This is a genomic window from Rhodopila globiformis (assembly GCF_002937115.1).
Classification (GTDB): Bacteria; Pseudomonadota; Alphaproteobacteria; order Acetobacterales; family Acetobacteraceae; genus Rhodopila; species Rhodopila globiformis.
Window position 1 is genome coordinate 1 of sequence record NZ_NHRY01000241.1, and the last position, 25,336, is coordinate 25,336.

The window sequence follows — 25,336 nt, forward strand, 5'->3', positions numbered from 1 at the left end:
GAACGCCGCCTCGCTGAGGCCCTTTTGGAATTGCACCTTGTTCCGAGCCATTGCCACCGCCTCGCTACAACCGGATGTTCATGCTATGTATCATGCCCCAGAGGCTGAGAAAAGTGCGTAAGCAGGAAGATCTATGTAGTCTTCTGTATATTCGATTAAGGCCGATCGGTAGCTGCTGGAGACGCCCTAACCCCGCCGCGTCAGCCCCTCCGGCACGGCCGCGGCCAGCACCCCCAGGACCCGCTCGCCATACCGTTCCAGCTTGGACGCGCCAACGCCCTTGATCTGCGCCAGTTCCTCCAGGCTGATCGGACGCATGGCGGCGATGTCGCGCAGCACCGAGTCGTGGAAGATGACGTAGGGCGGAATCCCCTGCCCTTTCGCCTCGGCCAGCCGCCACAGCCGCAGCGCCTCGTACAGGGTCTTGCTGTGCGGGTCCGCGGCCGCCGCGGCCGCCGCGGAGGCGGCAACCGGCGCCGGCTTCTCCGCCGGACGCGCGGCCCGCGCCGGCGCCCGCCCCTCCTGCCGCAAAATCACCGGCCGTTCCCCGCGCAGGATCGGCCGCGCCTCCTCCTGCACCAGGTACAGCCCGCCGTGTCCCTCAGTATCCACGTCCAGCGCCCGCAGCGCGATCAGTTGCCTTATCAGGCCGCGCCAGTAGGCCGGCGCATGCGCCGCGCCGATGCCGAACGTCTTCAGCTTGTCGTGCCCGTGCCGCAGCACGCCCTCGGTCTTCTCCCCGCGCAGCACCGAGACGATGTGCGCGGCGCCAAAAATCTGGCTGGTGCGGTATACCGCCGACAGCGCCATCTGTGCCTCGGTCGTCGCATCCACCGTGACCGGCGGGACCTCGCAGTTGTCGCAGTGGCCGCAGTCGCACGGCAGCGTCTCGCCGAAACATCCCAGCAGCGACTTCGTGCGGCACGTCACCGTCTCGGTCAGAGCGACCATTTCCTCGAGCTTCGTCCGCATCACCCGCTTGCGGGCCTCGGGTGCCGCCGACTGCGCCAGCCAGTGCCGCGCCTGCGCCACATCCTGCCCGCCGTACAGCAGCAGCGTGTCGGAGGGATCGCCGTCGCGGCCGGCGCGGCCGATCTGCTGGTAGTAGGCCTCGGGGCTGTCCGGCATATCCAGGTGCACGACGAAGCGGACGTCGGGCCGATCGATGCCCATGCCGAAGGCGATGGTCGCCACCACCACCACCGGCTCGCCGGAGCGGAACCGTGCCAGCGCCTGGCGCTTCAGCTCCGGGTCCAGGCCGGCGTGGAACGGCACGGCGGGAAAGCCCTTCTCCACCAGCTTGGCCGCCATCCGCTCGGTCTTGGCGCGGCTGCCGCAATAGACGATGCCGCAATCGCCGCGGTGCGCCTTCAGGAAGTCCAGCAGTTGCGCGGTTTCGCCAACCTTCGGCGCGGCCGACAGGCGCAGGTTCGGGCGGTGGAAGCTGGAGACGAACACCTTCGCCTGCTGCATCCGCAGCGCCGCCAGGATGTCCTGCTGCGTCCGCGGGTCCGCCGTCGCGGTCAGCGCGACCCGTGGCACGCCGGGGAACATGTCGGGCAGGCGCGACAGTTCGCGGAACTCCGGCCGGAACTCGTGGCCCCATTGCGAGACGCAGTGCGCCTCGTCGATTGCCACCAGCGACAGGCGGATGTGCGACAGGCGCTCGGGCGTGCCGTAGCCCAGCAGCCGCTCGGGCGAGACGTACAGCAGGTCGAGCTGGCCGTCGAACAGGTCGCGGCCAATCAGCCGGGCCTCGTCCGGCGCGACTTCCGAGTGCAGCGCGCCGGCGTTGACGCCGACCTGGCGCAGCGCGGCGACCTGGTCGTCCATCAGCGCGATCAGCGGCGAGACGATCACCGCGGTGCCCGGGCGGCACAGCGCCGGCACCTGGTAGCAGATGCTCTTGCCCCCGCCGGTCGGCATCAGCACCAGGGCGTCGCCGCCGGCCACGACGTGGCGCACCGCCGGTTCCTGCTGGCCGCGGAAGCCGGAGAAGCCGAACACCCGGCGCAGCACGCCGGCGGGATCGATCGTCGGGGTATCCAGCATCCGGCGCGGGTCACTCCAAACTCTGCCGAACAGCCGAATCGCCGCGGCAACTGGGAGTATAGGGCGAGCCGGCCCGTTTTTGCCACGCTCTCGTGACCGTGTGGGGCTTTGCAGAATGCCGATCAGACCGTATCTGAGCGCGGATGTTGCCTTCTCAAGTCGAAATCGAAGCCGCCGACACGCGGGCGCGTGAATGGCACTGGCCGGAGCGGGGCGCGCTGCCCGTCGGCTCGGACGCCCATCGCGACGCGGCGTGCCGGATGTTCCGCGACACGTTCAACCCGTACAAGCCGTCGGTGATCGACTGGCCGAAACTTGATCCCGACGCGCTGCAGCGGCTGACCAGCCTGCCGATCTGGGACATCGCCGTCAGCACCGAGAACAAGGCCAGCGCCCGGATGCTGCGCTATGGCGAATCGACGGCCGATCCAACCTGGCGCGAGGCCATCGGCCAGAACGGCTGGGAGGAACAGCGCCACCGGGAGGTGCTGTCCCACCTCGTCACCAGCTATGGCATCCCGCTGGCGCCCGAGGCCTCGGACACGCCGCCAGCAGACCGGGAATGGGGCTACCTGGTCACCGGCTTTTCCGAATGCATCGACAGCTTCTTCGCCTTCGGCCTGTTCGAGCTGGCCCGCCGGTCCGGCTACTTCCCGGCCGAGCTGGTGGAGACGTTCGAGCCGGTGATCCAGGAGGAAGCCCGCCACATCCTGCTGTTCGCCAACTGGCTCGCCTGGCACCGCAAGCGGCTCGGGCCGTGGCAGCGCCTGCGGTTCGAGCTGCGGGTGGCGCAGGCGTGGATCTTCCTGGCGTACGAGCGCATCGGCCTGGCCAAGGACATCGACGGCGGCGGCAAGCAGGCGCCGGACAACAACTTCACCCTGACCGGCGGGCAGGCGCTGAGCGACCGCGACCTGAGTCCGTTCGGCCTGATGGCGATCTGCCTGAGCGAGAACGACCGCCGCTTCGCCGGCTACGACACCCGCCTGCTGCGGCCGACGACCACGCCGGCGCTGGCCCGTCTTGCGGTGCGGATCGGGCGGCTGCTGAAGCGGGCCTGATACCAACCCGCCGAAAAATGGCTCCATCCATCGCACAGTAAGCCTCTGATATTGGCTACATCTTCGCAGTCGGGATGGGTGATTCTTTAGGCGGGTTGGTATGAGAGGGGGCGAGGTCGTCTCTGTCTCTATCGTCATGGCCTGGCTCGTCCGCCCCGTCGTCATGGCGGCCGCAGGGCCGCCATCCACGTCTGACGGTGCTGGACCAGCCCCGGTCCGTTGCCGGCCGGCAAGATAGCCCTGGTGCCGCCCGCCGGAGATTCAATCCCATTCCCGCAGCCGCCGCGGATCACGGGCCGGGCGGCAAAGGCGGTGTGTCACGCTCCGGTGGGGGCCTCTCCCGGCGAGCGGCATCGGGGGTTGAAAGTCTTTTCAGTGGGGTCAAGGCAACGACAGGGTGTGGATCGACTACCGGTTTTAACACGGAGTGAACGAAGGACGACGGAGGGCCACGAAGGGTGTGAACGAGTCAGGCGATGAAGCGCCGCAGGCCGTCCTTCAGCCGGGTGGCGTGGCAATTCATCGGCAGGCCCTCCCGGATGGGACTCACGCGCGGATAGATCGGGACCCGGGCGTTGTGCGCCGGCAGCAGCGCGGCGACAGCCTTGACCGCGACGAGAACCGTGTCCACCACCAGGATGCCGGCGCGGAAGCCCGGCGTCAGGCTCCTGGCTTTATACATCACGGGCACTCCGGCCTCCCGCTGGAACGGAATGCCGGCTTGCGCAGTTCGTCGCATAGGCAGGCGGCATACACCGGTCAGAGCAGGCCCGGACCGCCGGTCCTGAAATGTCATTGAAGTGCGAAGCCGCCCTGGCCGTTGGCATTTGCATCCTCCCAGAGCCTGCGTGTGCAGGTGGGCGCCGGGTACCGAAACCAGGGTTCCGGCAGAGCCAGCTCCCGAGGGAGTTGCTTACTGGCCCAGGGGATGTCTTGCCTGACGCACCGGGCAGCCCGCATCGCTAACCTAGGCAAGCAGGAGGCTCCCGGCAATGGCTTCCGTGGTGCACATGCTCGATTATGCCGGATCGCCGCACGGACCGGCATCCGGACGGCATCCGCAACCACACCGGCGGCCGGCGCCGGAAAACATGCGGTTGGCCGCCCGCCGCCATGACGAGGTTGTAACAGCGGTGCCGCAGGATCGTCTGGTAAGACTGGCGCGAACGCGATACGCCCCGATATTGCCATCGGCTTGCTGAAGCATCCCCTGCATGGACTCTTCCTTGGACGCCCTGACCCGAGACCCTGTCCGGCCCCGCTCCCGGTCCCGCCTGCGCAAAGGCCGCATGGTGCTGCTGTGCCTGCTGGCGCTCGCGGCGATCGTCTATGCGGTCTGGTTCTTCCCCGCCGCGCCGCCGCCGAAAAAGATGGACACCGCTGCCACCCAGGCGATCCCCGTGGTGACCGCGGCCGCCGGGTCCCGGGATATCCCGATCTACCAGGACGGCCTCGGCACCGTGCAGGCGTTCTATACCGTCACCCTCAAGGCGATGGTCGACGGTCCGCTGGTCGCGGTGAATTTCCGGGAAGGCCAGGCCGTCCACAAGGGCGACGTCCTGGCGCAGATCGATCCCCGCATCTACCAGGCGGCGCTGGACACCGCCGTCGCCAAGAAAGCGCAGGACGAGGCGCAACTCGCCAACGCCCGCCTGGACCTCGCCCGCTATGAGAAACTGGTGGCGCGGAACTATGCCTCGGCGCAGCAGGCCGACACCGCCAAGGCGCAGGTGGCGGAGTTCGTGGCGCTGGTGCAGCAGGACCAGGCGCAGATCGACAATGCCCGCACCAACCTCAGCTACACCAGGATCACCGCGCCGATCGACGGGCTGACCGGCATCCGGCTGGTCGATCCGGGCAACATCGTGCATGCGGCGGACACCACCGGGATCGTCGTCATCACCCAGCTGCAGCCGATTTCCGTGGTGTTCACCCTGCCGCAGCAGGCGCTGCCGGCGGTGGCGCAGGCGATGGCGTCCGGGCCGGCGCCGGTGCTGGCGCTGGCGCAGGACGCGCCCGGCCAACCGGCGCAGGTGCTGGACACCGGCACGCTGACGGTGCTGGACAACCAGGTCGACACCACCACCGGCACCATCAGGCTGAAAGCCACATTCCCCAACCCCGCGCACCGCCTGTGGCCCGGCGGCTTCGTCGGCGTCCGGCTGCGCACCGGGATCGCCCGGGACGCGACCGTGGTGCCGCCCGCCGGCGTCCAGCGCGGGCCGCGTGGGCCGTATGTCTTCGTGGTCAACCCGGGCAACACGGCGAGGCGCCAGCCGGTCACCGTCGGCTATGAGGACCAGGACGTCTCCATCATCAGCAGCGGCGTGAAACCGGGGGACGAGGTGGTGGTGGACGGCGCCTCCCGCCTGTCGGACGGCACCCGGGTCACCATCACCGCCCCCGACTCCACCCCGTCGGTGCCGGAGCAGCCGACGGCGCCGGGCACCAACCGGCAGCGGTCGCGCGCGGCCGGGTAGGGCGTGATGCGGAACAACCGCTACGATTGTCGCACGGACGGGCCAACCGTCATGGCCGGCGCAGGCCGGCCATCCACGCTTTGCAGTGCTGATCGCGCCACAGGCGTGGATGGTGGGCCTGCGCCCACCATGACGTCGAGGGGCCGGTGCGCCGGCCCCGGCGAATCGGTTATTTCGCCCCAAGTCCCTGGCGCATGAACATCTCGGCGCCCTTCATCGCTCGTCCCATCGCCACCTGGCTGCTGGCCGTCGCCATCCTGCTGGCTGGGTTCCTGGGCTACCGCGCGCTGCCGGTCTCGGCGCTGCCCGAGGTGGATTTCCCGACCATCCAGGTGGTGACCCAACTGCCCGGCGCCAGCCCGGAAACCATCGAGACGCTGGTCACCGCCTCGCTGGAACGGCAGTTCGGCCAGATCCCGGGGCTGGAGCTGATGACCTCGCAGAGCGCCGAGGGCACCAGCCAGATCACCCTGCAGTTCGGCCTGCAGCGGTCGATGGACAACGCGGCGCAGGACGTGCAGGCGGCGATCGACGCGGCGTCGGCCACCCTGCCGCCGAACCTGCCGTATCCGCCGGTCTACTCCAAGGTGAACCCGGCGGACGCGCCGATCCTGACGCTGGCGCTGACCTCCGACACCGTGCCGATCGACGTCGTCAGCGACGCGGCGGACACGCTGCTGCAGCCGAAGTTCTCGGAGATCGCCGGCGTCGGGCGCGTCACCGTGCAGGGCGGCATGCGGCCGGCGGTGCGGGTGCGGGTCGATCCGGCGCGGCTCGCGGCCTACGGCATGTCGATGGAGGATGTCCGCACCGCCGTGGCCGCCGCCAACGTCAACGGCGCCAAAGGCGGGTTCGACGGGCCGCGCCAGTCCTTCGCGCTGGGCGCCAACGACCAGTTGGTCGATGCGGCGGCCTATCGGAACCTGATCGTCGCTTGGCGCAACGGCGCGCCGGTGCGGCTGTCGGCGGTGGGCAGCGTCGTCGCCGGGGTGGAGAACGCCCGCGTCTCGGCGCTCTATGACGGCACGCCGGCGGTGGTGCTGGACATCCAGCGCCAGCCGGGGGCCAACATCGTCGAGACGGTGCAGGCGATCAAGGACGCGATGCCGCGGCTGCAGAAGGCCATGCCGTCGGGCGTGAAGATCGCCATCGTCACCGACCGCACCGAGACGATCCGGGCCAGCGTCGCCGACGTGCAGTACACACTGGTGATGTCGGTGCTGCTGGTGGTGCTGGTGATCTTCGTCTTCCTGCGCAGCGCCCGCGCCACCTTCATCCCCGCCGTCGCCCTGCCGCTGTCGCTGATCGGCACCTTCGGCATCATGCAGATGCTGGGCTTCGGCCTGGACAACCTGTCACTGATGGCGCTGACCGTCGCCACCGGGTTCGTCGTCGACGACGCCATCGTCATGATCGAGAACGTCGTGCGCTTCATCGAGCGCGGCGTCCCCCCGCTGGAAGCCGCCTTCCGCGGCGCCGCGCAGATCGGCTTCACCATCGTTTCGCTAACGGTGTCGCTGATCGCCGTGTTCATCCCGCTGCTGTTCATGACCGGCGTGGTCGGGCGGCTGTTCAAGGAGTTCTCGGTCACCCTGGCGGTGGCCGTGGTGGTTTCGGCCGCGGTGTCGCTGACCCTGACGCCGATGATGTGCGGGCGGCTGCTGCGCTCGGCCGCCGACGAGAAGTCGGGCTGGCTCGCGCGGCTGAGCGAGCGCGGCTTCGACCGCCTGCTGGCCGGCTACCGGCGGACCCTGGACTGGAGCTTCGGCCACCACCGCCTGGTGCTGCTGATTGGCGCGGCGACGCTGGCCGGCACGCTCGGCCTGTATGCGGTCGTCCCCAAGGGATTCCTGCCGCGCCAGGACACCGGGGTGGTGCTGGCGATGACCGAGGCGGCGCAGAGCGTCTCGATCCAGAAGCTGGTGGACCTGCAATCGCGGATGGCGGCGATCATCCGGCAGGACCCGGCGGTCACCGGCGTGGTGTCGTTCGTCGGCGCCGGGACGATCAACACCACGCCGAACACCGGGCGGCTGACCATCGCGCTGAAGCCGGTGGGCCAGCGCGCGCCCATGGACACCGTGATCGCGCGCCTGCAGGCGGCCATCGGCGGCATCCCCGGCATCACCGCGTTCTTCCAGCCGGTGCAGGACGTGCAGATCAGCACGCGGGTCAGCCGCACCGCCTACCAGTACACGCTGATGGATACCGACGCGGCGGAACTGGCCGCCTGGGCGCCGCGGCTGAAGCGGAAGCTGGCCACCCTGCCGGAACTGCGGAACGTCGCCAGCGACCAGCAGGACGACGGCTTCCGCACCATGATCACGGTGGACCGCGACGCCGCCATGCGCCTGGGCGTGACGATGCAGGCGATCCAGGACACGCTCTACGACGCGTTCGGGCAGCGGCAGATCTCCACCATCTTCTCCCAGGCCAACCAGTACCGCGTGGTGCTGGAGGCCGATCCGCTGTGGCAGGCGGACCCCGACAGCCTGCGGCTGCTGCGGGTGCCGGGCGGCAACAGCATATCGGTGCCGAGCGCGACCTCGGGCACGACGACGACCTCGGGCCCGAGCACGGGGATATCGGGCACGGGCGCGGCCTCCGGCACCGCCAAGGCCGCCGCGGTGACGACGGGCGCCAATGTCGTCCCGGCCACGCCGATGCCGCAGGTGCCGCTGTCGGCCATCGCCCGGATCAAGCGGGTCACGGCGCCGCTGGTGATCAGCCACCAGGAGCAGTTCCCGGCGATCACGCTGAGCTTCGACCTGGCCCCCGGCTACGCGCTGGGCCAGGCGATCGACGCGGTGGCGCGCGCCGAGACGGCGATCGGCATGCCGCAGACGATCACCGGCAGCTATTCCGGCGACGCCGAGGAGTTCCGCAAGACGCTGTCGGCGGAACCGTGGCTGATCCTGGCGGCGGTGGTCGTGATCTACATCGTGCTGGGCGTGCTGTATGAAAGCTGGATCCACCCTGTCACCATCCTGTCCACCCTGCCCTCGGCCGGCATCGGCGCGCTGCTGGCGCTGATGGCCTGCGGCATCGACCTGTCGCTGGTGGCGCTGGTCGGGATCGTGCTGCTGATGGGCATCGTGAAGAAGAACGCCATCATGATGGTGGACTTCGCCATCGAGGCCGAGCGGACGCGCGGCCTGCCGCCTCATGCGGCGATGCGGGAGGCCTGCCTGCTGCGCTTCCGCCCGATCATGATGACGACGATGGCGGCGCTGCTGGGCGCGCTGCCGCTGGTGCTGGAGCGCGGCGCCGGGTCGGAGCTGCGCTATCCGCTGGGCGTGACGATCATCGGCGGGCTGCTGCTGTCGCAGTTCCTGACGCTGTACACGACGCCGGCGATCTATCTGGCGTTCGAGCGGATGCGGTTGCGGCTGTCCGGCCCGAGCGCGCCGGAACCGGCGGCGGCGGAGTAGCGGGATGGCGCATAATCCCGTCGCGGTTGGGAGCGAACGACCGTCAAGCGGCGGAGCAGGGTCGTCGTGCCATCGTCATGGCCGGGCGTGTCCCGGCCATCCGCGCTTCGACGGTGGGGGGTGGATGGCCGGGACACGCCCTGCGCAATGCACACATCCTGGAAACGAGTGGGAAATGACCGTAAAATCAAGTGCTTGCCTGGGCGCCAAGAGCGTTCCCCCATCGTCATGGCCCGGCTTGTCCGGGCCACCTGTCGCGGCACACGTGCTGGAATAGGTGGCCCGGACAAGCCGGGCCATGACGAAAGGGAAACGCAGCGGCGGACCGTTTCCGAGATCTGTGCATCCCGTAGGGACACGCCCGGCCATGACGGAGAAAGTACGATCCGCCCGCAGCGACGAGAGAGAACAGCCCAGCCACGACAGAGGGCGAACGGCCCGCCCTGTGACATCATTCCCCCAGCGCCCGGTCGACCGAGCGGCCGGCCTTCTGGGCCGGGCCCTGCGGCGGATTCAGCGTGTCCTGCACCTTCTGCCCAGCCTGATCCAGGCTCTGGCCGGCCTTCTCGGCGGGACCTTCCTGGTGGCAGGCGGCCAGGCTCGCCAGCATCACGGCGCAGGCGGCGATCATCAACGGTTTACGCATAGGCACCTCTCGATTCAGCAGAACCGCCCTAACGACCGTGCCCGGCGCCGGTTGCACCCGGCCGGTTGGCATGGCTGGGTTTGGGGACGCGCATGAACGTCTCCGCCTTCTTCATCGCCCGCCCGGTCGCCACCATCCTGCTGTCGCTCGGCCTGATGCTGTCCGGCCTCGTCGCCGCCCGCTTCCTGCCGGTCGCGGCGCTGCCGAGCGTCGACATCCCCACCATGGTGGTGTTCGCCGCCCGCCCGGGGGCGGACCCCGAGACGATGGCGAACTCGATTGCCGCGCCGCTGGAGCGGCACCTCGGCCAGATCCCTGGGGTGACCGAGATTTCCTCGATCTCGGCCACCGGCAACACCAGCATCATCATCCAGTTCGACATCGACCGCGACATCAACGGGGCGGCGCGCGACGTGCAGGCGGCGATCAACGCCGCGACGCCGGACCTGCCGTCCGATCTGCCGACGCGGCCGTTCTACCGGAAGTTCAACCCCGCCGACGCGCCGATCATGATCATCGCGCTGTCCTCGGCGACGCTGTCCACGGCGCAGATCTACGACGCCGCCGACACCGTCCTGGCGCAGCGCCTGTCGCAGGCGCCGGGCGTGGCGCAGGTGCAGGTGAACGGCGCGGAAAAGCCGGCGGTGCGCATCCAGCTCGACCCGGTGCGGCTGGCGGCGACCGGATTGTCCAGCCAGGACGTCTACAACGTGATCCGCGGCGCCAACGTGCTGGAGCCGCTGGGCGGCTTCGAGGGACCGGACCGCGCCGAGACCATCGGCATCAACGGCCAGATGTGGCAGGCCCGGCAGTATGCGCCGCTGGTGCTGAAGGCGGCCAACGGCGACGTGCTGCGGCTGTCCGATGTCGCCAAGGTGGTGAACGGCACCGCCAACACGCGGCTGGCGGCCTGGGACGGCAAGCAGCCGGCGATCCTGCTGACCATCACCAAGGTCGCCGGCGCCAACGTCATCGACACGGTGGACGGGCTGCGCGCGCTGCTGCCGCAACTGCTGAAGTGGCTGCCGCCGGGCATCCAACTGACCGTCATCGCCGACCGCACCACGACCATCCGCGCCAGCGTGGCGGACGTGCAGTACACGCTGCTGGTCACCATCGCGCTGGTGCTGATGGTGGTGCTGGTGTTCATGCGCCGGCTGGTGCCGACCCTGGCCGCCGCCGTCACCGTGCCGCTGTCCATCGGCGGCACCCTCGCCGGGATGTGGTTCCTGGGCTTCACGATCGACAATTTCTCGCTGATGGCGCTGACCGTTTCGGTCGGCTTCTGCGTGGACGACGCGATCGTGATGATCGAGAACATCGTCCGCCACGCCGAGCGCGGCCTGCCGCCGCTGCAGGCCGCCATCGTCGGCGCCCGGCAGATCGGCTTTACCGTGATCTCGATCACCGTGTCACTGGTGGCGGTGTTCATCCCGCTGCTGTTCATGGGCGGCATCCTGGGGCGGCTGTTCCACGAGTTCGCCATGACGCTGACGATGGCGATCACGATCTCCGCGGTGGTGTCACTGACGCTGACGCCGATGATCTGCGGCCGCTACATGAAACTGGCCGAGCCGCCCGGCGGGCACGGAACGCTGTGGCGGGCGATCGACCGCGCTCTGGCGGCGGTGATGCGGTTCTATGCCCGCACCCTGGAATGGGCGCTGGAACACTGGGTGTTCATGCTGCTGATCACGCTGCTGACGGTGGTGCTGACGGTGCGGATGTACGGCGTCGTGCCGAAGGGCTTCATGCCGCAGCAGGACACCGGCATCATCAAGGGCTCGACCATCGCCGATCCGGACATCTCCTTTGCCGCCATGGAGGAACGCCAGCGCGCGGCGGTGGACGTGCTGCTGAGCGATCCGGCGATCGCCGCGGTGTCCTCCACGGTGGGCGTGTCGTCCGGCTGGTCGTCGCTGAACCGCGGCTGGATGACGATCAGCCTGAAGCCGCTGAGCGAGCGCCACGTGTCGTCGGACGCGGTGATCGACCGGCTGCGCGGCAAGCTGGCGAAAGTAAGCGGGCTGCATACCGTGCTGTTCTCGGCGCAGGACCTGCACAGCGGCGGGCGGCAGGATGGGGCGCAGTATGGCTTCGTGGTCATCAGCCAGAACCTGGCGAAGATGCGCCACTGGGCGCTGGCGCTGGAGGAGCGGCTGAAGCACACGCCGGGGATTCTCGACGTCTCCTCGGACCAGGACAAGGCGGGGCCGCAGCTTGACGTGGTGATCGACCGCGATGCCGCCGCGCGGCTGGGGATCCAGGTTTCCGACATCGACAACGCGCTGAACAACGCCTACTCGCAGCGGCAGGTGTCGACGATCTACGCCCGGCGCAACCAGTACAAGGTGGTGCTGGAGGTCGATCCCCGGCTGCAGGCCGATCCGTCGCTGCTGGATCGGCTGTATGTCGGCGAACCCGGGGGCGTCCAGGTGCCGCTGTCGGCGGTGGCGCGGTTCGAGCGCGGCACCACGCCGCTGGCGGTGCGGCACCGGGGGCCGTTCGCATCGGGAACGATCAGCTTCAATCTCGCCCCCGGCGTTGCCCTGAGCAGCGCTGAAACGCTGGTGGCGGACGCCGCCCGCGACCTGCGCATGCCGGACGACGTGCACACGGATTTCGAGGGCAACGCCAAGTTCCTGCAGCAATCGCTGGCATCGCAGCCGCTGCTGATCGCGGCGGCGTTCATTTCGATCTACATCGTGCTGGGCGTGCTGTACGAAAGCCTGCTGCACGCCCTGACGATCATCTCGAGCCTGCCGTCGGCCGGGCTTGGGGCTTTGCTGGCGCTGTGGCTGACCGGCACCGAGCTGTCGATCATGGGCATCATCGGCATCATCCTGCTGATGGGCATCGTGAAGAAGAACGCCATCATGATGGTGGACTTCGCGCTGGAGCAGGAACGGCAGCTTGGCATGGCGCCGCACGCGGCGATTCGCGCCGCCTGCCTGGAGCGGTTCCGCCCGATCATCATGACCACGCTGGCGGCGCTGCTGGGCGCGCTGCCGCTGGCGCTGTCGTTCGGCACCGGCGCCGAGCTGCGCCGGCCGCTGGGCATCGCGATCGCCGGCGGACTGATCGTGTCGCAGATGCTGACGCTGTATACGACTCCGGTGGTGTATCTCGCGCTGGAGCGGCTGGCCGGCCGCCGTTCGGCGATCGTGCGGCCGATGACGGAGCCGCGTCAGGTCTGAGTGGGAATGGAGCTGTCACCGGCCGCCGGAAATGCCGACCCGATTCCCTGCTGGGGTCTTGCGACGAGCGGCAGTGTCGTCTCCGGGGGGGCCAAGGCAGCGGCAGAGCCTGGATCGGCGACCGATCTTCAACACGGAGTTAGCCAACCGGCGCGCCGGCACCGCAATGGCCGAAAATGGGCGAGATCGGTGCCACCCCGTCATGGCCCGGCTTGTCCGGGCCACCTATTCAAGCACCTATGCCGCGACGGGTGGCCCGGACGAGCCCTACGGGATGCACACATCCTGGAAACGAGTGGGAAATGACTGTAAAATCAAGTGCTTGCCTGGGCGCCAAGAGCGTTCCCCCATCGTCATGGCCCGGCTTGTCCGGGCCACCTGTCGCGGCACAAGTGCTGGAATAGGTGGCCCGGACAAGCCGGGCCATGACGAAAGGGAAACGCAGCGGCGGACCGTTTCCGAGATCTGTGCATCCCGTAGGGACAAGCCGGGCCATGACGCTCGCGAACAAGCGTCCCGAAGCGTATTTTCATGGTAGAACGCGAAGGACCACCGAGGACCACGAAGGGTGTGAACGAGTCAGTCGATGACACGGCGCAGGCCGTGCGCCAGTTATAAAGGACCTGAGGCGAAACAACCGATCCCCCGGATCGGCGCATCGGGCTTCCCCGTCATGGCGGCTACCCGGGTCAAGCCCGGGCACAGGCTTCGGGCCACCATCCACGCTTCGTACTGATCACAGCAAGGCGTGGATGGCCGGCCCAGGAATGCGGCTTGTCCGGTCCCCGGTCGCCAGCAAGGTCCGGTTTCCGTGGCGCTTTGTGGTCCTCCGCTTTCTCCGTGTTGAGAATCAAGGAAGAATGCGCAGGCACGGACGGTTCCGGAGGGCGCTGCCACCGCCACGGCTTCAGCCCCCGGTCTCCATCCCTTGCCAAGGGCGGTGGGCCTTCTGCTCCATCCAACGGGGTCGGCATTTCCGGCGGGCTGTATATGTGGGAATGGGGCTTTTCCGGGCAGCGGGTCAGACCAGCAGGACGACCAGGGCCACGATTGCGGCCCATGCCGGTATGGCCAGAAGAACACCCACGACGAGGCCTCGTTCGAACGAGCGTTGATCGTTGACGGCAGGCCTGGCCCGGTCTGGCTCAGACAAAATTCCTGTTTTCAGTGCGACTTCTGCCATTCCGGCGCTCCTGTGCATGCGCCACGGATAACAGCGGTGTGATAGGACGCCAACCTAATATCAAAAAATCGCGAGATCGCACTGAATCTCGATTCCGTGATTCATCGGCGCAAGGTAACGAATTGACGCAATCGATTTGAATTAATAAATATTATTAATCTACACCAAACTGATTATGTCTTTCGGCATTTTCAGAGAGTTGCAACAGAGAAGCTAGGTCACCGATGAAGCCGACCGGGAAAATCGTTCCAAAAGAACTCCTATCGAAACAAAACGCTTGCGGGCTTCGGCAGCCCTGATGCAAGAGATCACTTATTGGTGAATGTGGCGGCCGGCTAGGGGCGCCGAAACGGAGGTTCCAGTGCAACTACGCCGTGCGACCATACTGTCTCCAACCGGCCTGTCATTCGAAATCCCCGACCTGCTGATGGTGCAGGCCTGGGCCGATTTCCACGGCCTGCGCATGGAGGTCGAGCTCGACGCCGGCACCGACGCCGAGGAGTACGAGGAACTCATCGGCCTGTACTACGGCACCAGCCAATACCGCCGCTGGATGATCTGGCGCTCCTGCGACGGCATCGTCGTGCAGCCGATGATGGGCCGGCCCATGCTGTTCGACACCATGGCCGTCGCGCTGGAAGTGCTGATCCCCGCCCGGGACTGACTGCGGCCTCTCTGGTCGCGGTGCTGGATAACCGCCCCACTTGTCGCACGGACGCTCCAATCGTCATGGTGGCCATACAGGGCCGCCATGACGCGGAGGGACCGGGGCACCGGCTCCGACGGATCAGTTGTTTCTCCCAAGCCCATTGACCGCGGCTCCATCGGCCGCGGCATGATTGACCACCCCCCGTTGACCGCGTTCAGGCGGCCCGCTCGCCGCCACCGCCCAGCAGCGCTTCGACCTGCCGAATGAAGTCGGCCGAGAGCGCGGCGCTCTCGAAAGCGACGCCGACGCTGCCGTCCGGATGGGACGACCGCACCACGAACGCAGCCTCCGCCTCTTGGCCGAGGCGATTCAGCACCAGGCTCCCGCCGCTTCCCATCGCCATCGCCGCCGGCGCCATGATCCGCGCGCCGGCCCGGGTCACGTCGAGCAGCCGCGCGCTGTGCCGGACGCCGCCAAGTTTCACCATACAGCCTGCATCGACCGGCACCCGGGCCTGCGCCCGGCGATCCGTGTCCGCGGTCGCGGTGCGGATCGTCCGCACGATGCTGCCCCGGAGCGCGCCGATTCTCTCGGCCACGCTGGTCGAGCCGGCGCGAATGCCGTCGGCCCGCTGCAGGTTGATCGCCGCATCACGCGACACGTCGGCGATCCGCTCGGTCACCTCCTGCACCGCCGCGCTGCTTTCCGTCACGTTGCGGGCGATTTCGCGGGTTGCGGCCGCCTGCTGCTCGATCGCCGCGGCGATGCTGGCGGAAACCTCGGCGATTTCGTCGATTGCCCGGCCGGCCTCGGCGACGACCGCGACCGCCTCGGTGGTCGCCGCCTGGATCGCCGTCACCTGCCGCGCGATATCCTCGGTCGAGCGCGCCGTCTGGTTGGCGAGTCCCTTGACCTCCGAGGCGACCACGCTGAAGCCGCGTCCGGCCTCGCCGGCCCGCGCCGCCTCGATCGTGGCGTTGAGCGCGAGCAGGTTGGTCTGTCCGGCGATCGCCTTGATCAACTGGATCACGTCGCCGATCTGCATGGCCGCGTCCGACAGCGAGCGGATGCGTGCCTGGGCCTTCTGCCCGCTGTCGACGGCGCGTTGCGCGACCTGGGCGGCCCGGCCGATCTGGCTGGCGATTTCCTGGATCGAGGCGGACAGCTCCTCGCTGGCGGCGCCGACGGCCTGGGCGTTGGCCAGGGCGTGGCCGGCCGATTCCGTCACGCTGTCCGCGCTGCTGCTGACGCGCTGCGTCAGTTCGGCCATGCCGTTGGCCTGCTGGGCAATGCTGTCCGTCTCGCTGGCCACCTGCTCCATGGCATGGTTGGCCTCGCGCTCGACGATGTCGGCCATGTCCTGGACCGCCTTGCGCCGCTCTTCCTCGTTCCGCCGCTGGGTTTCAATCCGCTCGTGCACCGCATAGGCGAGCCTGGCGCGCATGGCGCGCACCATGTCCACGATCTGCCAGAATTCCCGTGCCGGCGGCGTCTCGATCGGCTGGGTCAGGTCGTTGCGGCCGATGGCGTCGAAGCTGGCGCCAAGCTGGCGCAGCGGACGCTGGAAGGCGCGCAGCAGCAGGAAGGCCAGGCCGGCCAGCGCGGCGCAGGCGCCCAGCATCGTGGCGAGCTCGATCCAGGCGCGCTGGTGGAACGCCGCCTCCGACTGCGTGAAATCCGCATCGGCCTGGTCGCGCTGAAGCGCAATCAGCCGGGCGTTAGCGGCATCGGCCGCAGCGAACAGCGGCAGCAGGTGGGCATGCAGGTGATCGACCAGCGCGGCCGCGTCGCCTTTTTCGGCCAGGCCGATCGCCGGCAGCAAGCCGTCGCGCACGAACGCGTTCCGCTGCTCGATGAACCGGCGCGCCATGTCCTGCTGCTCCGGCGAGGCCGCATCCGGCACATAGCCGCGCAGCAGGGCATCGTCCCGGTCGGCATTGTCCCGGATCGCCTGCACCGTGTCCGCGACGGAGCGTTGGTGATCCGGCTGCGCGGTGGCGCCTGCCTCGGCCGCGAGCAGCGTGACCTGCTGCATGGCGCTGCGCATGCGGTCGCGGACCTCGGTGAGGCGGGCGGCATCGCGCACGCTGCCGTTATGGATCTGGCGCAGCGCCTCCTGCGAGCGGCCCATGCCCTGCAGGCCCAGCCAGCCGACGAGCCCGAGGGCCAGGATGGCCACCGCCAGGATCACCGCGAGGCGCCCGGTGACGCTCATCCAGGCGGTCTTGAGCGTTTGCAGCGGGCCGGTCCGCACCAGTTCGCCGTGCCGCAGCCCGAGGCCGGTCGCCGTGCCGGCGCGCATAGCCGCGTAGGCGGTCTCCGCCGCCGCGACCTGCTGGCGCGTGGGTTTCGCGCGGATCGAGATGTACTCGCTGACCTTGCCGTTCTCGACCACCGGCGTGACGTTGGCGCTGACCCAGTAGAAGTCGCCGGACTTGGCGCGGTTCTTGACCAGCCCCTCCCACGGATGGCCCTGCTTGATCGTCGCCCACAAGTCGGCGAACGCCGCCTGGGGCATGTGCGGATGCCGCACGATGTTGTGCGGCGCGCCGACAAGTTCCTCGGCGGTGAAGCCGCTGACGTCGGTGAAGGCCTTGTTGACGAACACGATCCGCCCACCGGTATCGGTGCGTGATACCAGCGGCTGGTCGGCCGGGAAGTCGACCTCACGATTGGTCACCGGCTCGTTGATGCGCATGATCGATCTCCACTGTGGCTGGGGAGAGGGCAACGGTGGGGCCATTCTGGCTTGGGAGTGTTAAGGGAGGGTTAATGGCGGGTCGTTGGTTGCTTGGGAGGGGCTTGCTGGAGGGTGGAGTTTGATGGGGTGCGTCCCTGGCTTGGATGGTGGGGTTGATGGGGCATTTCTGTTCGCACAGAGAAGTAAGGCGAGGATGGCGGAGGGCCAGAGGGGATCAGGGGGATATTGCGCGGCCCGGTGTGGATGTTGCTGTCGTGGCGGGTGGAGAAGGACTTGGCGCCTGGTCCGTTGGCATCCCGTCAGGGCCGGGCGCTGACTTGGGCGGCCACTGGCACGGCCGTTGCCCCAACGTCATGGTGGGCCTGCCGCCGCCATGACGACGGGGTGGTGCGCCACGGCCGGCGGCCTGCGTTGGCGCCCGTGGGGACACGCCCGGCCATGACGGGGAGGCAGCGGGCCTCTCGCCCATTTTCGGTTGTCTTGGTGCCGGTTGCGCCGCCTGGCTGTCTTGGTGGCCCCCTGCGGGCCTCGGTATTTTTTGTGTGGTTATGTTCAGGGACGGGTCGGCCGCACGCCCATCGCCCACGACCAACCGAAGCGTAGGCTACGCCGCAGCCCTGGCCAGGGCGCCTGCCGGCTCAGTACTCCTCACCCACCTCCCCGTCCGCGTCGCCGCCCTGGCTGCGCTGTTCCGCCGGGCCGGCGTGCGTGTCCAGGTTCAGCGCGGTGTTGATCAGCGCGAGGTGGGAGAACGCCTGCGGGAAGTTGCCGAGCTGGCGGCGGCTCACCGGGTCGTATTCCTCGGCCAGCAGGCCGACGTCGTTGCACAGCGCCAGGAGCCGGCTGAACATTGTCCGCGCCTCCCGGTGGCGGCCTTGCAGCACCAGGTTGTCCACGTACCAGAAACTGCAGGCCAGGAAGACGCCCTCGCTGCCCTTCAGGCCGTCGGCGGTCTGGTGCGTGTGGTAGCGGCGGATCAGCCCGTCCACCATCAGGTCGCGGCCGATGGCCTCGACGGTCCCGGCGATGCGGGGGTCCTCCGGCGGCAGAAAGCCGACCAGCGGCAGCAGCAGCAGGCTGGCGTCCAGGGTGTCGGCGCCGAAATACTGCACGAAGCTGTTGCGGGCGTGGCTGAAACCGAAGCGGCAGACGGTGTCGTGGACGCGGGTGCGCAGCGCGCGCCAGCGCTCCAGCGGCGCCGGCAGGTTGAACTGTTCGGCGCCGCGGATCGCCCGGTCGACGGCGACCCACACCATCACCTTGGAGAAGGTGAAGTTCTGCGCGCCGCCACGCACCTCCCAGATGCTTTCGTCCGGCTGCTCCCAGATCTCCTCCAGGTGCTGCATCAGGGCGCGCTGCAGGTCCCAGCTTGCGGTTGGGCGCACGAGGCCGAGCGTGGCTTCCTGGTACAGCGCGTCGATCAGCTCGCCATAGACGTCGAGCTGCAGCTGCGTGCTGGCAGCGTTGCCGACGCGCACCGGGCTGGCGCCCTGGTAGCCTTCGAGCCACGGCACCTCCCATTCCAGCACCCAGCGCTCGCCGGCCAAGCCGTACAGGGTCTGCAACTGGCTGGGCGACCCGGCGACGGTACGGCGCAGCCAGGCGCCCCAGGCCTGGGCTTCCTCGCGGTAGCCGGCGTGCATCAGCGCCAGCAGCGTGAAGGTGGCGTCGCGCAGCCAGCAGAAGCGGTAGTCCCAGTTGCGCGTGCCGCCCGGCTGCTCGGGCAGCGAGGTCGTCGGCGCGGCGACGATGCCGCCGGTGGGATAATAGCTCAGCGCCTTCAGGGTCAGCAGGGACCGCTGCACCTGCTCGCGGTAGCGGCCGCGATAGGCGCAGCGGCCGCTCCAGACGGTCCAGGTGGCCTCGGCGTCGTCCAGCGCCTCGTCGGCCTTGGGCGGCACCGGCAGGGGCTGGTGCGACGGCGCGTACGACATCACGAAGCGGGTACGCTGGCCGGCCCTGACGGTGAACGACGCCACCGTGGTCATCGCCTTGCCGTGCAGCTTGATATCGCTGTGCAGCACCACCTGGTCGGGGCCGGCGATGGCGCGCAGGCCGCTGCCATGGTTGAGCCGCGTCACCCAGGGGATGGCGGAGCCGTATTCGAAGCGCAGCGACAGCTCGAACTGCATCTCGACCGAGCCGCTGCGGCCCTCGACGATGCGGACGATCGAATCCTTCTCCACCGCCATGAAGTCGATCAGCGCGGCGGACCCGGACGGCGTCTCGAACAGGGTTTCCAGGATCATGGTCCCGGGCAGGTAGCGCCGGGTGATGTTGACGGGGGTTTCGGCCGGCGCGATGCGCCAGCGGCCGTTGTCCGGGGTGCCCAGCAGGGCGGCGAAGCAGGCCGGGCTGTCGAAGCGGGGCCAGCACAGCCAGTCAATCGAGCCCTGTTTGCTGACCAATGCCGCGGTATGGCAATCACCGATCAGCGCATAGTCCTCGATCGCCGTGGCGACGGCCGGAGCGGTTGCGCTGTCCACTCGTTCCGAAGGTGAATGGTCTGAGCTGGATTTCGCCCGCCTGGGGTGGTGGGGCCCCAGCCGGCCCTCCGGCATCAGTTGGCGCGTCCCCAGATTCGCTGGCCGCCGTTGCCGAGGCAATAGCAGCTGGAGCCGGGTGCCACCGGCCGGTCCATCGGACAGACATAGGCGCCGGCATGGCAGGACTGCCCGACCTGGGCGGTGGGCCCGGGCGTGTAGCTCGGCACGGGCGCGTAGGTCTGCGGCGGCGCGTAGTACACCGGTGGCGGCGGGTAGTAGACCGGCGGCGGGTAATAATAGGGCGGCGGATAGAAGCCCGGGCCATAGGCCCATGGGACCCCGAAGCCAAACCCGACGAACACCCGCGCCTGCGCCGGCGGAGCCGCCAGTCCAAGCGCGATGGCGCACAGCGCGGCAATACCCGCAATCCGGCGCAATGACGAGAAAGGTGAGGTCATCATGACACGACTTCTGCCGTCAGCCTGTAACGGTATTATGTCCCAAACGGCCTGGGCTGGATACATCAAAAAGTTGCCTGGCCGGCGCGCCGGGAGGCGTGGGGGCGGACGATGGCGGCGGCCCGTTGCCGTCTCGTCCGGGAGCCGGCGTGGTCGCCGCCCTCTCGTCATGGCCGGGCGGGTCAAGGCAGCGGGGGAGCCTGGATTGGCGACCGCTTTCAACACAGAGGAAAACGAAGGGCTACGAAGGGCCACGAAGGGTGTGAACGAGTCAGACGACGACGCGGCGCAGGCCGTGCGTCAGGCAGGCCGTGCGCCACGTACAAAGGGTCCGCGAGGGAATGACCGCGTCATTGGGTATGGGGCACCGTCCTCTCCCCGTCATGGTCCGCGAAGGCGGACCATCCACGCCTGGCGGTGCCGATCGCGGCAAAGGCTTGGATGGCGGCCCTGCGGCCGCCACGACGCGGGAAGGCCATTGCCCTGCACCCAATGACGCGGTTATTCCCTGACGCACCGAAAGCTATAGACTGCCCCGGGCAGATCCGGCGCTGCTGCGAGGCGTTTCGATCGCCAGCCCAGGGATGCGGTTCGTCCGGTCCCCGGGCCGCCCGCAAGGTCCGGTCTCCGTGGCGCTTCGTGGTGCTCCGTCCTCTCCGTGTTGAAAATCAAGAAAGAATGAACAGGCACGAACGGTGCCGGGGGACGCTGCGAGCGCCCGCCACGGCTTCAGCGCCCCAGTCTCCATCCCGTGGCCAGCGCCAAAGTCGGAGGGCCTTCCGCCACATCCAGCGGGGCCGGCATTTCCAGCGGGCTGTACCAGGGGCAGATGGCCCGGACACACCCATCCACGACGATGCGGGAACGCTCCCGCCCCCTCTCTCAATCGACGTTCCCGCCGATGGGCAGGGCCACGCCGCCCGGGATCATGCCCGGCTGCAGCCCGGGGAACACGGCCCCGCTCGGCCGCACCCAGCCGCCGCCGAGGGCCTTGTAGAGACTCAGCAGCGCCTGCGCGCGCGCCAGCCGGACCTGGACCAGCAGGCTCTCGTCGTTGAACTGCGTCGTTTCCGCGGTCAGCACCGTGGTGATGTCCACCGTCCCCGCCGCCAGCTGGGCGCGCGCGATCTCCGCCGCCCGCCTCGCCGCCACCACCGCGACGCGCTGCAGCTTCTCCTGCTCGGAGGTGAAGCGCCAGGCGGTCAGGGCCGTGTCCACGTCGGTGAACGCCTGCACCACCGCCTTGCGGTACTGCGCCAGCAACTGGTCGTACAGCCCCTTCGCCTGCTCCAGCTGGCCGCGCAGGACGCCGCCATCGAACAGCGGCTGCGTCAGGCCGGCGGCCAGCGAGGCCAGGGCGCTGCCCGGCATGATCAGCTGGTTCAGCGCCGCGGCCTGGTAGCCGGCGCTGGAGGTCAGCTGGATGGTGGGAAAGAACGCCGCCCGCGCCACCTTGATGTTGAAGTTCTGCGCGATCAGCTGCGCCTCGGCCGCCGCCACGTCCGGCCGCCGCGCCAGCAGTTGCGAGGGCAGGCCGGCCGCGACCGGCGGCAGGGCCAGCGCGGTCAGCGTCCCGGGCTGCACGGTGACGCGCTCCGGCGGCTCGCCCACCAGGATGCCCAGGGCGATGACCTCCTGCTCCATCAGGCTGACGTAGTTGGGGATCAGCGCCCGCTCGCCGGCCGCCAGCGCTTCCTGGTTGGCGACGTCGAGCGCGCTGGCGGTGCCGGCGGCGAACCGGCCGCGCACCACCGCCAGGGTCTGCTCGGCGGCGGCCACGTTGCGCCGCGTCACGGCAAGCTGATCGGCGTACGCCAGGGCGGTGAACCAGGTGTTGGCGACGGCGGTGACGACGGTCAGCGCCACGGTTTCCTGGTCGAAGCGGCTGAACACCGCCGATGCGACCGCCGCCTGCCGCAGCCCCAGGTTGTGCTGCCAGAAATCCAGCTCATAGGAGGCGTTCAGGCCGGCGCTGTAGCTGTGGTAGTCGATGCTGGCGTTCGATATGCCGCCACCGCCGCCGCCGAACCGGTTGCTGTTGGCGCCCAGACCCTGGTGCTGCCAGGCGCCGCTGCCGCTGGCGCCGATCGCCGGCAGCAGCGTCGCGCCGGCGATCCGCACCTGGGCATCCGCCTGCCGGACCTGCGCGATCGCCACGGCGATGTCGAAATTATGCGCCCGGGCCTGCGCGATCAGCATGTCCAGCTCGGGCGAGTGGAAGCCTTTCCACCAGTCCGCCGACGGCCAGGCCGCCGCCGCGGTTGCCTGCGTCGCGCGATAGGCCGGCGGCAGGTCGAGCGATGGCCGGTGGTAGTTGGGGCCCAGGTTGCATCCGCTCAACAGGGAAGCGGCGGCGCACACGACGGACAGGCGGCAGGGAGCAAATCTCAAGAACGCGGTATCCTCTGGAGCCCGGCTTGATGCCGAGGCGGTGGCATGGTTAGTGTCGCGACCTCCTGTAACGGCCGTGCGTCGATCCGCCCAGTCCTGCAGGGTATCCGGTTTTTGCTTTTTGAATTGCCTCCGAATCATATTACGAACGTGGCCTTGCATGCCGGCGCAGTATATGCAAAACGCCACGCATATATGAACCAATTCTAAAAACGGGAGACGTCCGGGGGTGACAGACACCATCCTGGAGACAGAACGCCTGACGCGCGAATTCGGCGGCTTCCTGGCCGTCGACGGCGTCAACCTCCGCGTCAAGGCCGGCGACATCCATGCGCTGATCGGCCCCAATGGCGCCGGCAAGACCACCTGCTTCAACCTGCTGACCTCGTTCCTGCCGCCGACGCGCGGCCGGATCCGGTTCAAGGGGCGCGACATCACCGGCATGAAGCCGGCCATGGTGGCGCGGCTGGGGCTGGTGCGCAGCTTCCAGATCTCGGCAGTGTTCCCGCACCTGACGGCGCTGGAGAACGTGCGGCTGGCCTTGCAGCGCGCCCGCGGCGCCAATTTCGACTTCTGGCGGTCGGAGCGGACGCTGACGGTGTACGACGACCGGGCGCGGGAACTGCTGTTCGACGTCGGCCTGTCCGGCTTCGCCGACGCCGTGGTCGCCGACTTGTCCTATGGCCTGAAGCGCGCGCTGGAGATCGCGACGACGCTGGCGCTCGATCCCGAGATGATGCTGCTGGACGAGCCGACGGCGGGCATGGCGCATGGCGACGTGGACCGGATCGTGCAACTGATCGCGCGCATCCGCGCCAAGCGCACTATCCTGATGGTGGAGCACAACCTGTCGGTGGTCGAGGGCCTGTGCGACCGCATCACCGTGCTGACCCGCGGCCGGGTGCTGGCGGAGGGCGACTACGCCACCGTGTCGAAGAATCCCGAAGTGATCGCCGCCTACCTGGGAACCGTCGATGCTTGAGATCCATGGCCTGAACGCGTGGTACGGCGAAAGCCACATCCTGCACGGCGTCGATTTCGAGGTGCGGGAGGGCGAGGTGGTCACTCTGCTCGGCCGCAACGGCGCCGGCAAGACCACGACGATGAAGTCGATCATGGGCCTGGTGCCGCGCCGCGCGGGGCACGTGAAGTTCCGCGGCGCCGAGATGATCGGTCTGATGCCGAACCAGATCGCCCGCGCCGGCATTGCCATCTGCCCGGAGGAGCGCGGCATCTTCGGCTCTCTGTCGGTGACCGAGAACCTGATGCTGCCGCCGATCGTGGCGCCGGGCGGGATGGGCATCGATGAGATCTACACGCTGTTCCCCAACCTGAAGGAGCGCGCGCGGACCGCGCACGGCACGCGGCTGTCGGGTGGCGAGCAGCAGATGCTGGCGATCGCCCGCATCCTGCGCACCGGCGCGAAGATGCTGCTGCTGGATGAGCCGACCGAGGGTCTCGCCCCGGTCATCGTCCAGCAGATCGGCCGCACGATTCGCGAGATCAAGAAGCGCGGCTTCACCGTGCTGCTGGTCGAGCAGAACTTTCATTTCGCCGCCACCGTGGCCGATCGGCATTATGTCATGGAACACGGGAAGATCGTGGACATGATTCCGAACCATTTGCTCGAAAGCAGCATGGACAAGCTGCACGAGTATCTGGGCGTATAGCAAACCTGGCGCCGCCGGCGCGCCGTTTCGCATGATCGGCAAAGGAGACCGGGACGCCTCCAAAGGTCCGGGGTTGGAAACGTTGCCTTGGTAAAATCGTCTTATGCCGTCAGCCTGCGCGACTGCGCCGCGGATCCCCCGGGGATCGCCGCACGGTCCGGCCGTGCGCCGGCGGCAAGGGTGATTGCTCCTCCGTCATGGCTGGGCGTGTCCCGGCCATCCACCCCGCGACGTCGAGGCGCGGATGGCTGGCTCATGACGAGAGAGAGACGGCTTTGTTCCGCCGGATACTTTATCCATATGCGCGTGCGGCAGTGGGTACGGCGATCGAGGCCGGCCGCCTGCGACCGCAGGTCGCAACAAATTCTTCTCTGCGGACTCTGCGCCCCGCTCTGCGGACTCTGCGTTGAAAAATGCGGCGCCGCAACAAAGATCGGCGTTGCCAATGAGCCGCCCAACCTGACGCGCCGGCGGCGCCCCGGCCACCGCGATTCGACGCAGAGTCCGCAGAGCGGGGCGCAGAGTCCGCAGAGAAGGGATTCGGGCGACCTTCGGTCACGGTGGGTCCGCATCGACGGGCCTGGCCTGTTGAACGCCGTGGTGACCGAAAGCCTGTCCTTTCCGCTCAACGGTAACGCGGCCAAGACCGGCCGGGGCGCTCTTCCCATGATGGCGGCTGCCCGGGCCAGGCGCGGGTGCCGGCGCCGGGTCGTCATTCAGGCGTTCGGCGCTGATTTTGGCAGAAGGCGTGGATGGCGGGCCTGCGCCCGCCATGACGGGGCGGCAAGCACCGGCGCCCGCCATGACGGGGTAGCGGCAACGGAATGGCAACGACCGCCGCCCGCGCGACGCTTCTGCTGCAGGCACGGCAACTCTTCCCCGTCCGGCGCGGGACGGGCACGCAGGCCCACGATCCGCAGACATCGTGGGA

Annotated in this window: 15 protein-coding genes and 1 other RNA gene; 7 read left to right on the top strand and 9 right to left on the bottom strand. The window is 68.6% G+C overall.

The window, feature by feature from the left end; all coding sequences use genetic code 11:
• Window positions 1–186: 186 nt before the first annotated feature.
• The gene (recQ, locus tag CCS01_RS24180; protein ID WP_104521328.1) at window positions 187–2,052 is read right to left on the bottom strand and encodes a DNA helicase RecQ; all 1,866 of its coding nucleotides are present in this window, start codon (window positions 2,050–2,052) and stop codon (window positions 187–189) included.
• Window positions 2,053–2,195: 143 nt separating this feature from the next.
• On the opposite strand from recQ, the gene CCS01_RS24185 reads away from it, so the two are divergent.
• The gene (locus CCS01_RS24185) at window positions 2,196–3,113 is read left to right on the top strand and encodes a hypothetical protein (RefSeq protein WP_104521329.1); all 918 of its coding nucleotides are present in this window, start codon (window positions 2,196–2,198) and stop codon (window positions 3,111–3,113) included.
• A 469-nt stretch (window positions 3,114–3,582) separates the two neighbouring features.
• Here CCS01_RS24185 and CCS01_RS24190 read toward each other — a convergent pair whose 3' ends face one another.
• Window positions 3,583–3,909, bottom strand: coding sequence for a GxxExxY protein (locus CCS01_RS24190; protein ID WP_104521330.1), 327 nt, complete (start codon window positions 3,907–3,909; stop codon window positions 3,583–3,585).
• A gap of 5 nt (window positions 3,910–3,914) precedes the next feature.
• A non-coding RNA gene (gene ssrS / locus CCS01_RS24195) (6S RNA) lies at window positions 3,915–4,072 on the bottom strand.
• Between the two features lie 255 nt (window positions 4,073–4,327).
• Here ssrS and CCS01_RS24200 point away from each other — a divergent pair.
• Window positions 4,328–5,593 carry an efflux RND transporter periplasmic adaptor subunit gene (locus tag CCS01_RS24200; protein WP_104521331.1) on the top strand — a complete coding sequence of 422 codons (1,266 nt, stop codon included), beginning with the start codon at window positions 4,328–4,330 and terminating at the stop codon, window positions 5,591–5,593.
• Between the two features lie 194 nt (window positions 5,594–5,787).
• Complete coding sequence (locus CCS01_RS24205; RefSeq protein WP_104521332.1) at window positions 5,788–9,024, top strand: efflux RND transporter permease subunit; 3,237 nt, start codon at window positions 5,788–5,790, stop codon at window positions 9,022–9,024.
• A 451-nt stretch (window positions 9,025–9,475) separates the two neighbouring features.
• Here CCS01_RS24205 and CCS01_RS24210 read toward each other — a convergent pair whose 3' ends face one another.
• Complete coding sequence (locus tag CCS01_RS24210; RefSeq protein WP_104521333.1) at window positions 9,476–9,670, bottom strand: hypothetical protein; 195 nt, start codon at window positions 9,668–9,670, stop codon at window positions 9,476–9,478.
• 92 nt (window positions 9,671–9,762) lie between these two features.
• On the opposite strand from CCS01_RS24210, the gene CCS01_RS24215 reads away from it, so the two are divergent.
• Window positions 9,763–12,867: an efflux RND transporter permease subunit gene (locus CCS01_RS24215; protein ID WP_104521334.1), complete on the top strand. Its 3,105-nt coding sequence runs from the start codon at window positions 9,763–9,765 to the stop codon at window positions 12,865–12,867.
• A 1,021-nt stretch (window positions 12,868–13,888) separates the two neighbouring features.
• Here CCS01_RS24215 and CCS01_RS33945 read toward each other — a convergent pair.
• A complete protein-coding gene (locus tag CCS01_RS33945; protein WP_158258577.1) occupies window positions 13,889–14,050 on the bottom strand; it encodes a hypothetical protein in 162 nt (53 codons plus the stop codon).
• A 361-nt stretch (window positions 14,051–14,411) separates the two neighbouring features.
• On the opposite strand from CCS01_RS33945, the gene CCS01_RS24220 reads away from it, so the two are divergent.
• Window positions 14,412–14,714: a hypothetical protein gene (locus CCS01_RS24220; protein WP_104521335.1), complete on the top strand. Its 303-nt coding sequence runs from the start codon at window positions 14,412–14,414 to the stop codon at window positions 14,712–14,714.
• A 199-nt stretch (window positions 14,715–14,913) separates the two neighbouring features.
• On the opposite strand, the gene CCS01_RS24225 is transcribed toward CCS01_RS24220, so the two are convergent.
• From CCS01_RS24225 to CCS01_RS24240, 4 genes are all read right to left on the bottom strand, one after another.
• A complete protein-coding gene (locus CCS01_RS24225; protein ID WP_158258578.1) occupies window positions 14,914–17,397 on the bottom strand; it encodes a methyl-accepting chemotaxis protein in 2,484 nt (827 codons plus the stop codon).
• A gap of 641 nt (window positions 17,398–18,038) precedes the next feature.
• Entirely contained in the window at window positions 18,039–19,886 is a 1,848-nt protein-coding gene (locus CCS01_RS24230; RefSeq protein WP_239992376.1) for a glycoside hydrolase family 15 protein, read from the bottom strand.
• Between the two features lie 74 nt (window positions 19,887–19,960).
• Window positions 19,961–20,347 (bottom strand): hypothetical protein, encoded by a 387-nt coding sequence (locus tag CCS01_RS24235; RefSeq protein WP_146101937.1) that lies wholly within the window; start codon window positions 20,345–20,347, stop codon window positions 19,961–19,963.
• Window positions 20,348–21,226: 879 nt separating this feature from the next.
• The gene (locus CCS01_RS24240; RefSeq protein WP_158258579.1) at window positions 21,227–22,735 is read right to left on the bottom strand and encodes an efflux transporter outer membrane subunit; all 1,509 of its coding nucleotides are present in this window, start codon (window positions 22,733–22,735) and stop codon (window positions 21,227–21,229) included.
• 229 nt (window positions 22,736–22,964) lie between these two features.
• Between CCS01_RS24240 and CCS01_RS24245 the strand changes: the two genes are divergently transcribed.
• Together CCS01_RS24245 and CCS01_RS24250 are read left to right on the top strand one after the other, a co-directional pair.
• Window positions 22,965–23,717 (top strand): ABC transporter ATP-binding protein, encoded by a 753-nt coding sequence (locus tag CCS01_RS24245; RefSeq protein ID WP_104521340.1) that lies wholly within the window; start codon window positions 22,965–22,967, stop codon window positions 23,715–23,717.
• Complete coding sequence (locus tag CCS01_RS24250; RefSeq protein WP_104521341.1) at window positions 23,710–24,405, top strand: ABC transporter ATP-binding protein; 696 nt, start codon at window positions 23,710–23,712, stop codon at window positions 24,403–24,405. The genes CCS01_RS24245 and CCS01_RS24250 overlap by 8 nt, the downstream gene beginning before the upstream one ends.
• Window positions 24,406–25,336 lie beyond the last annotated feature (931 nt).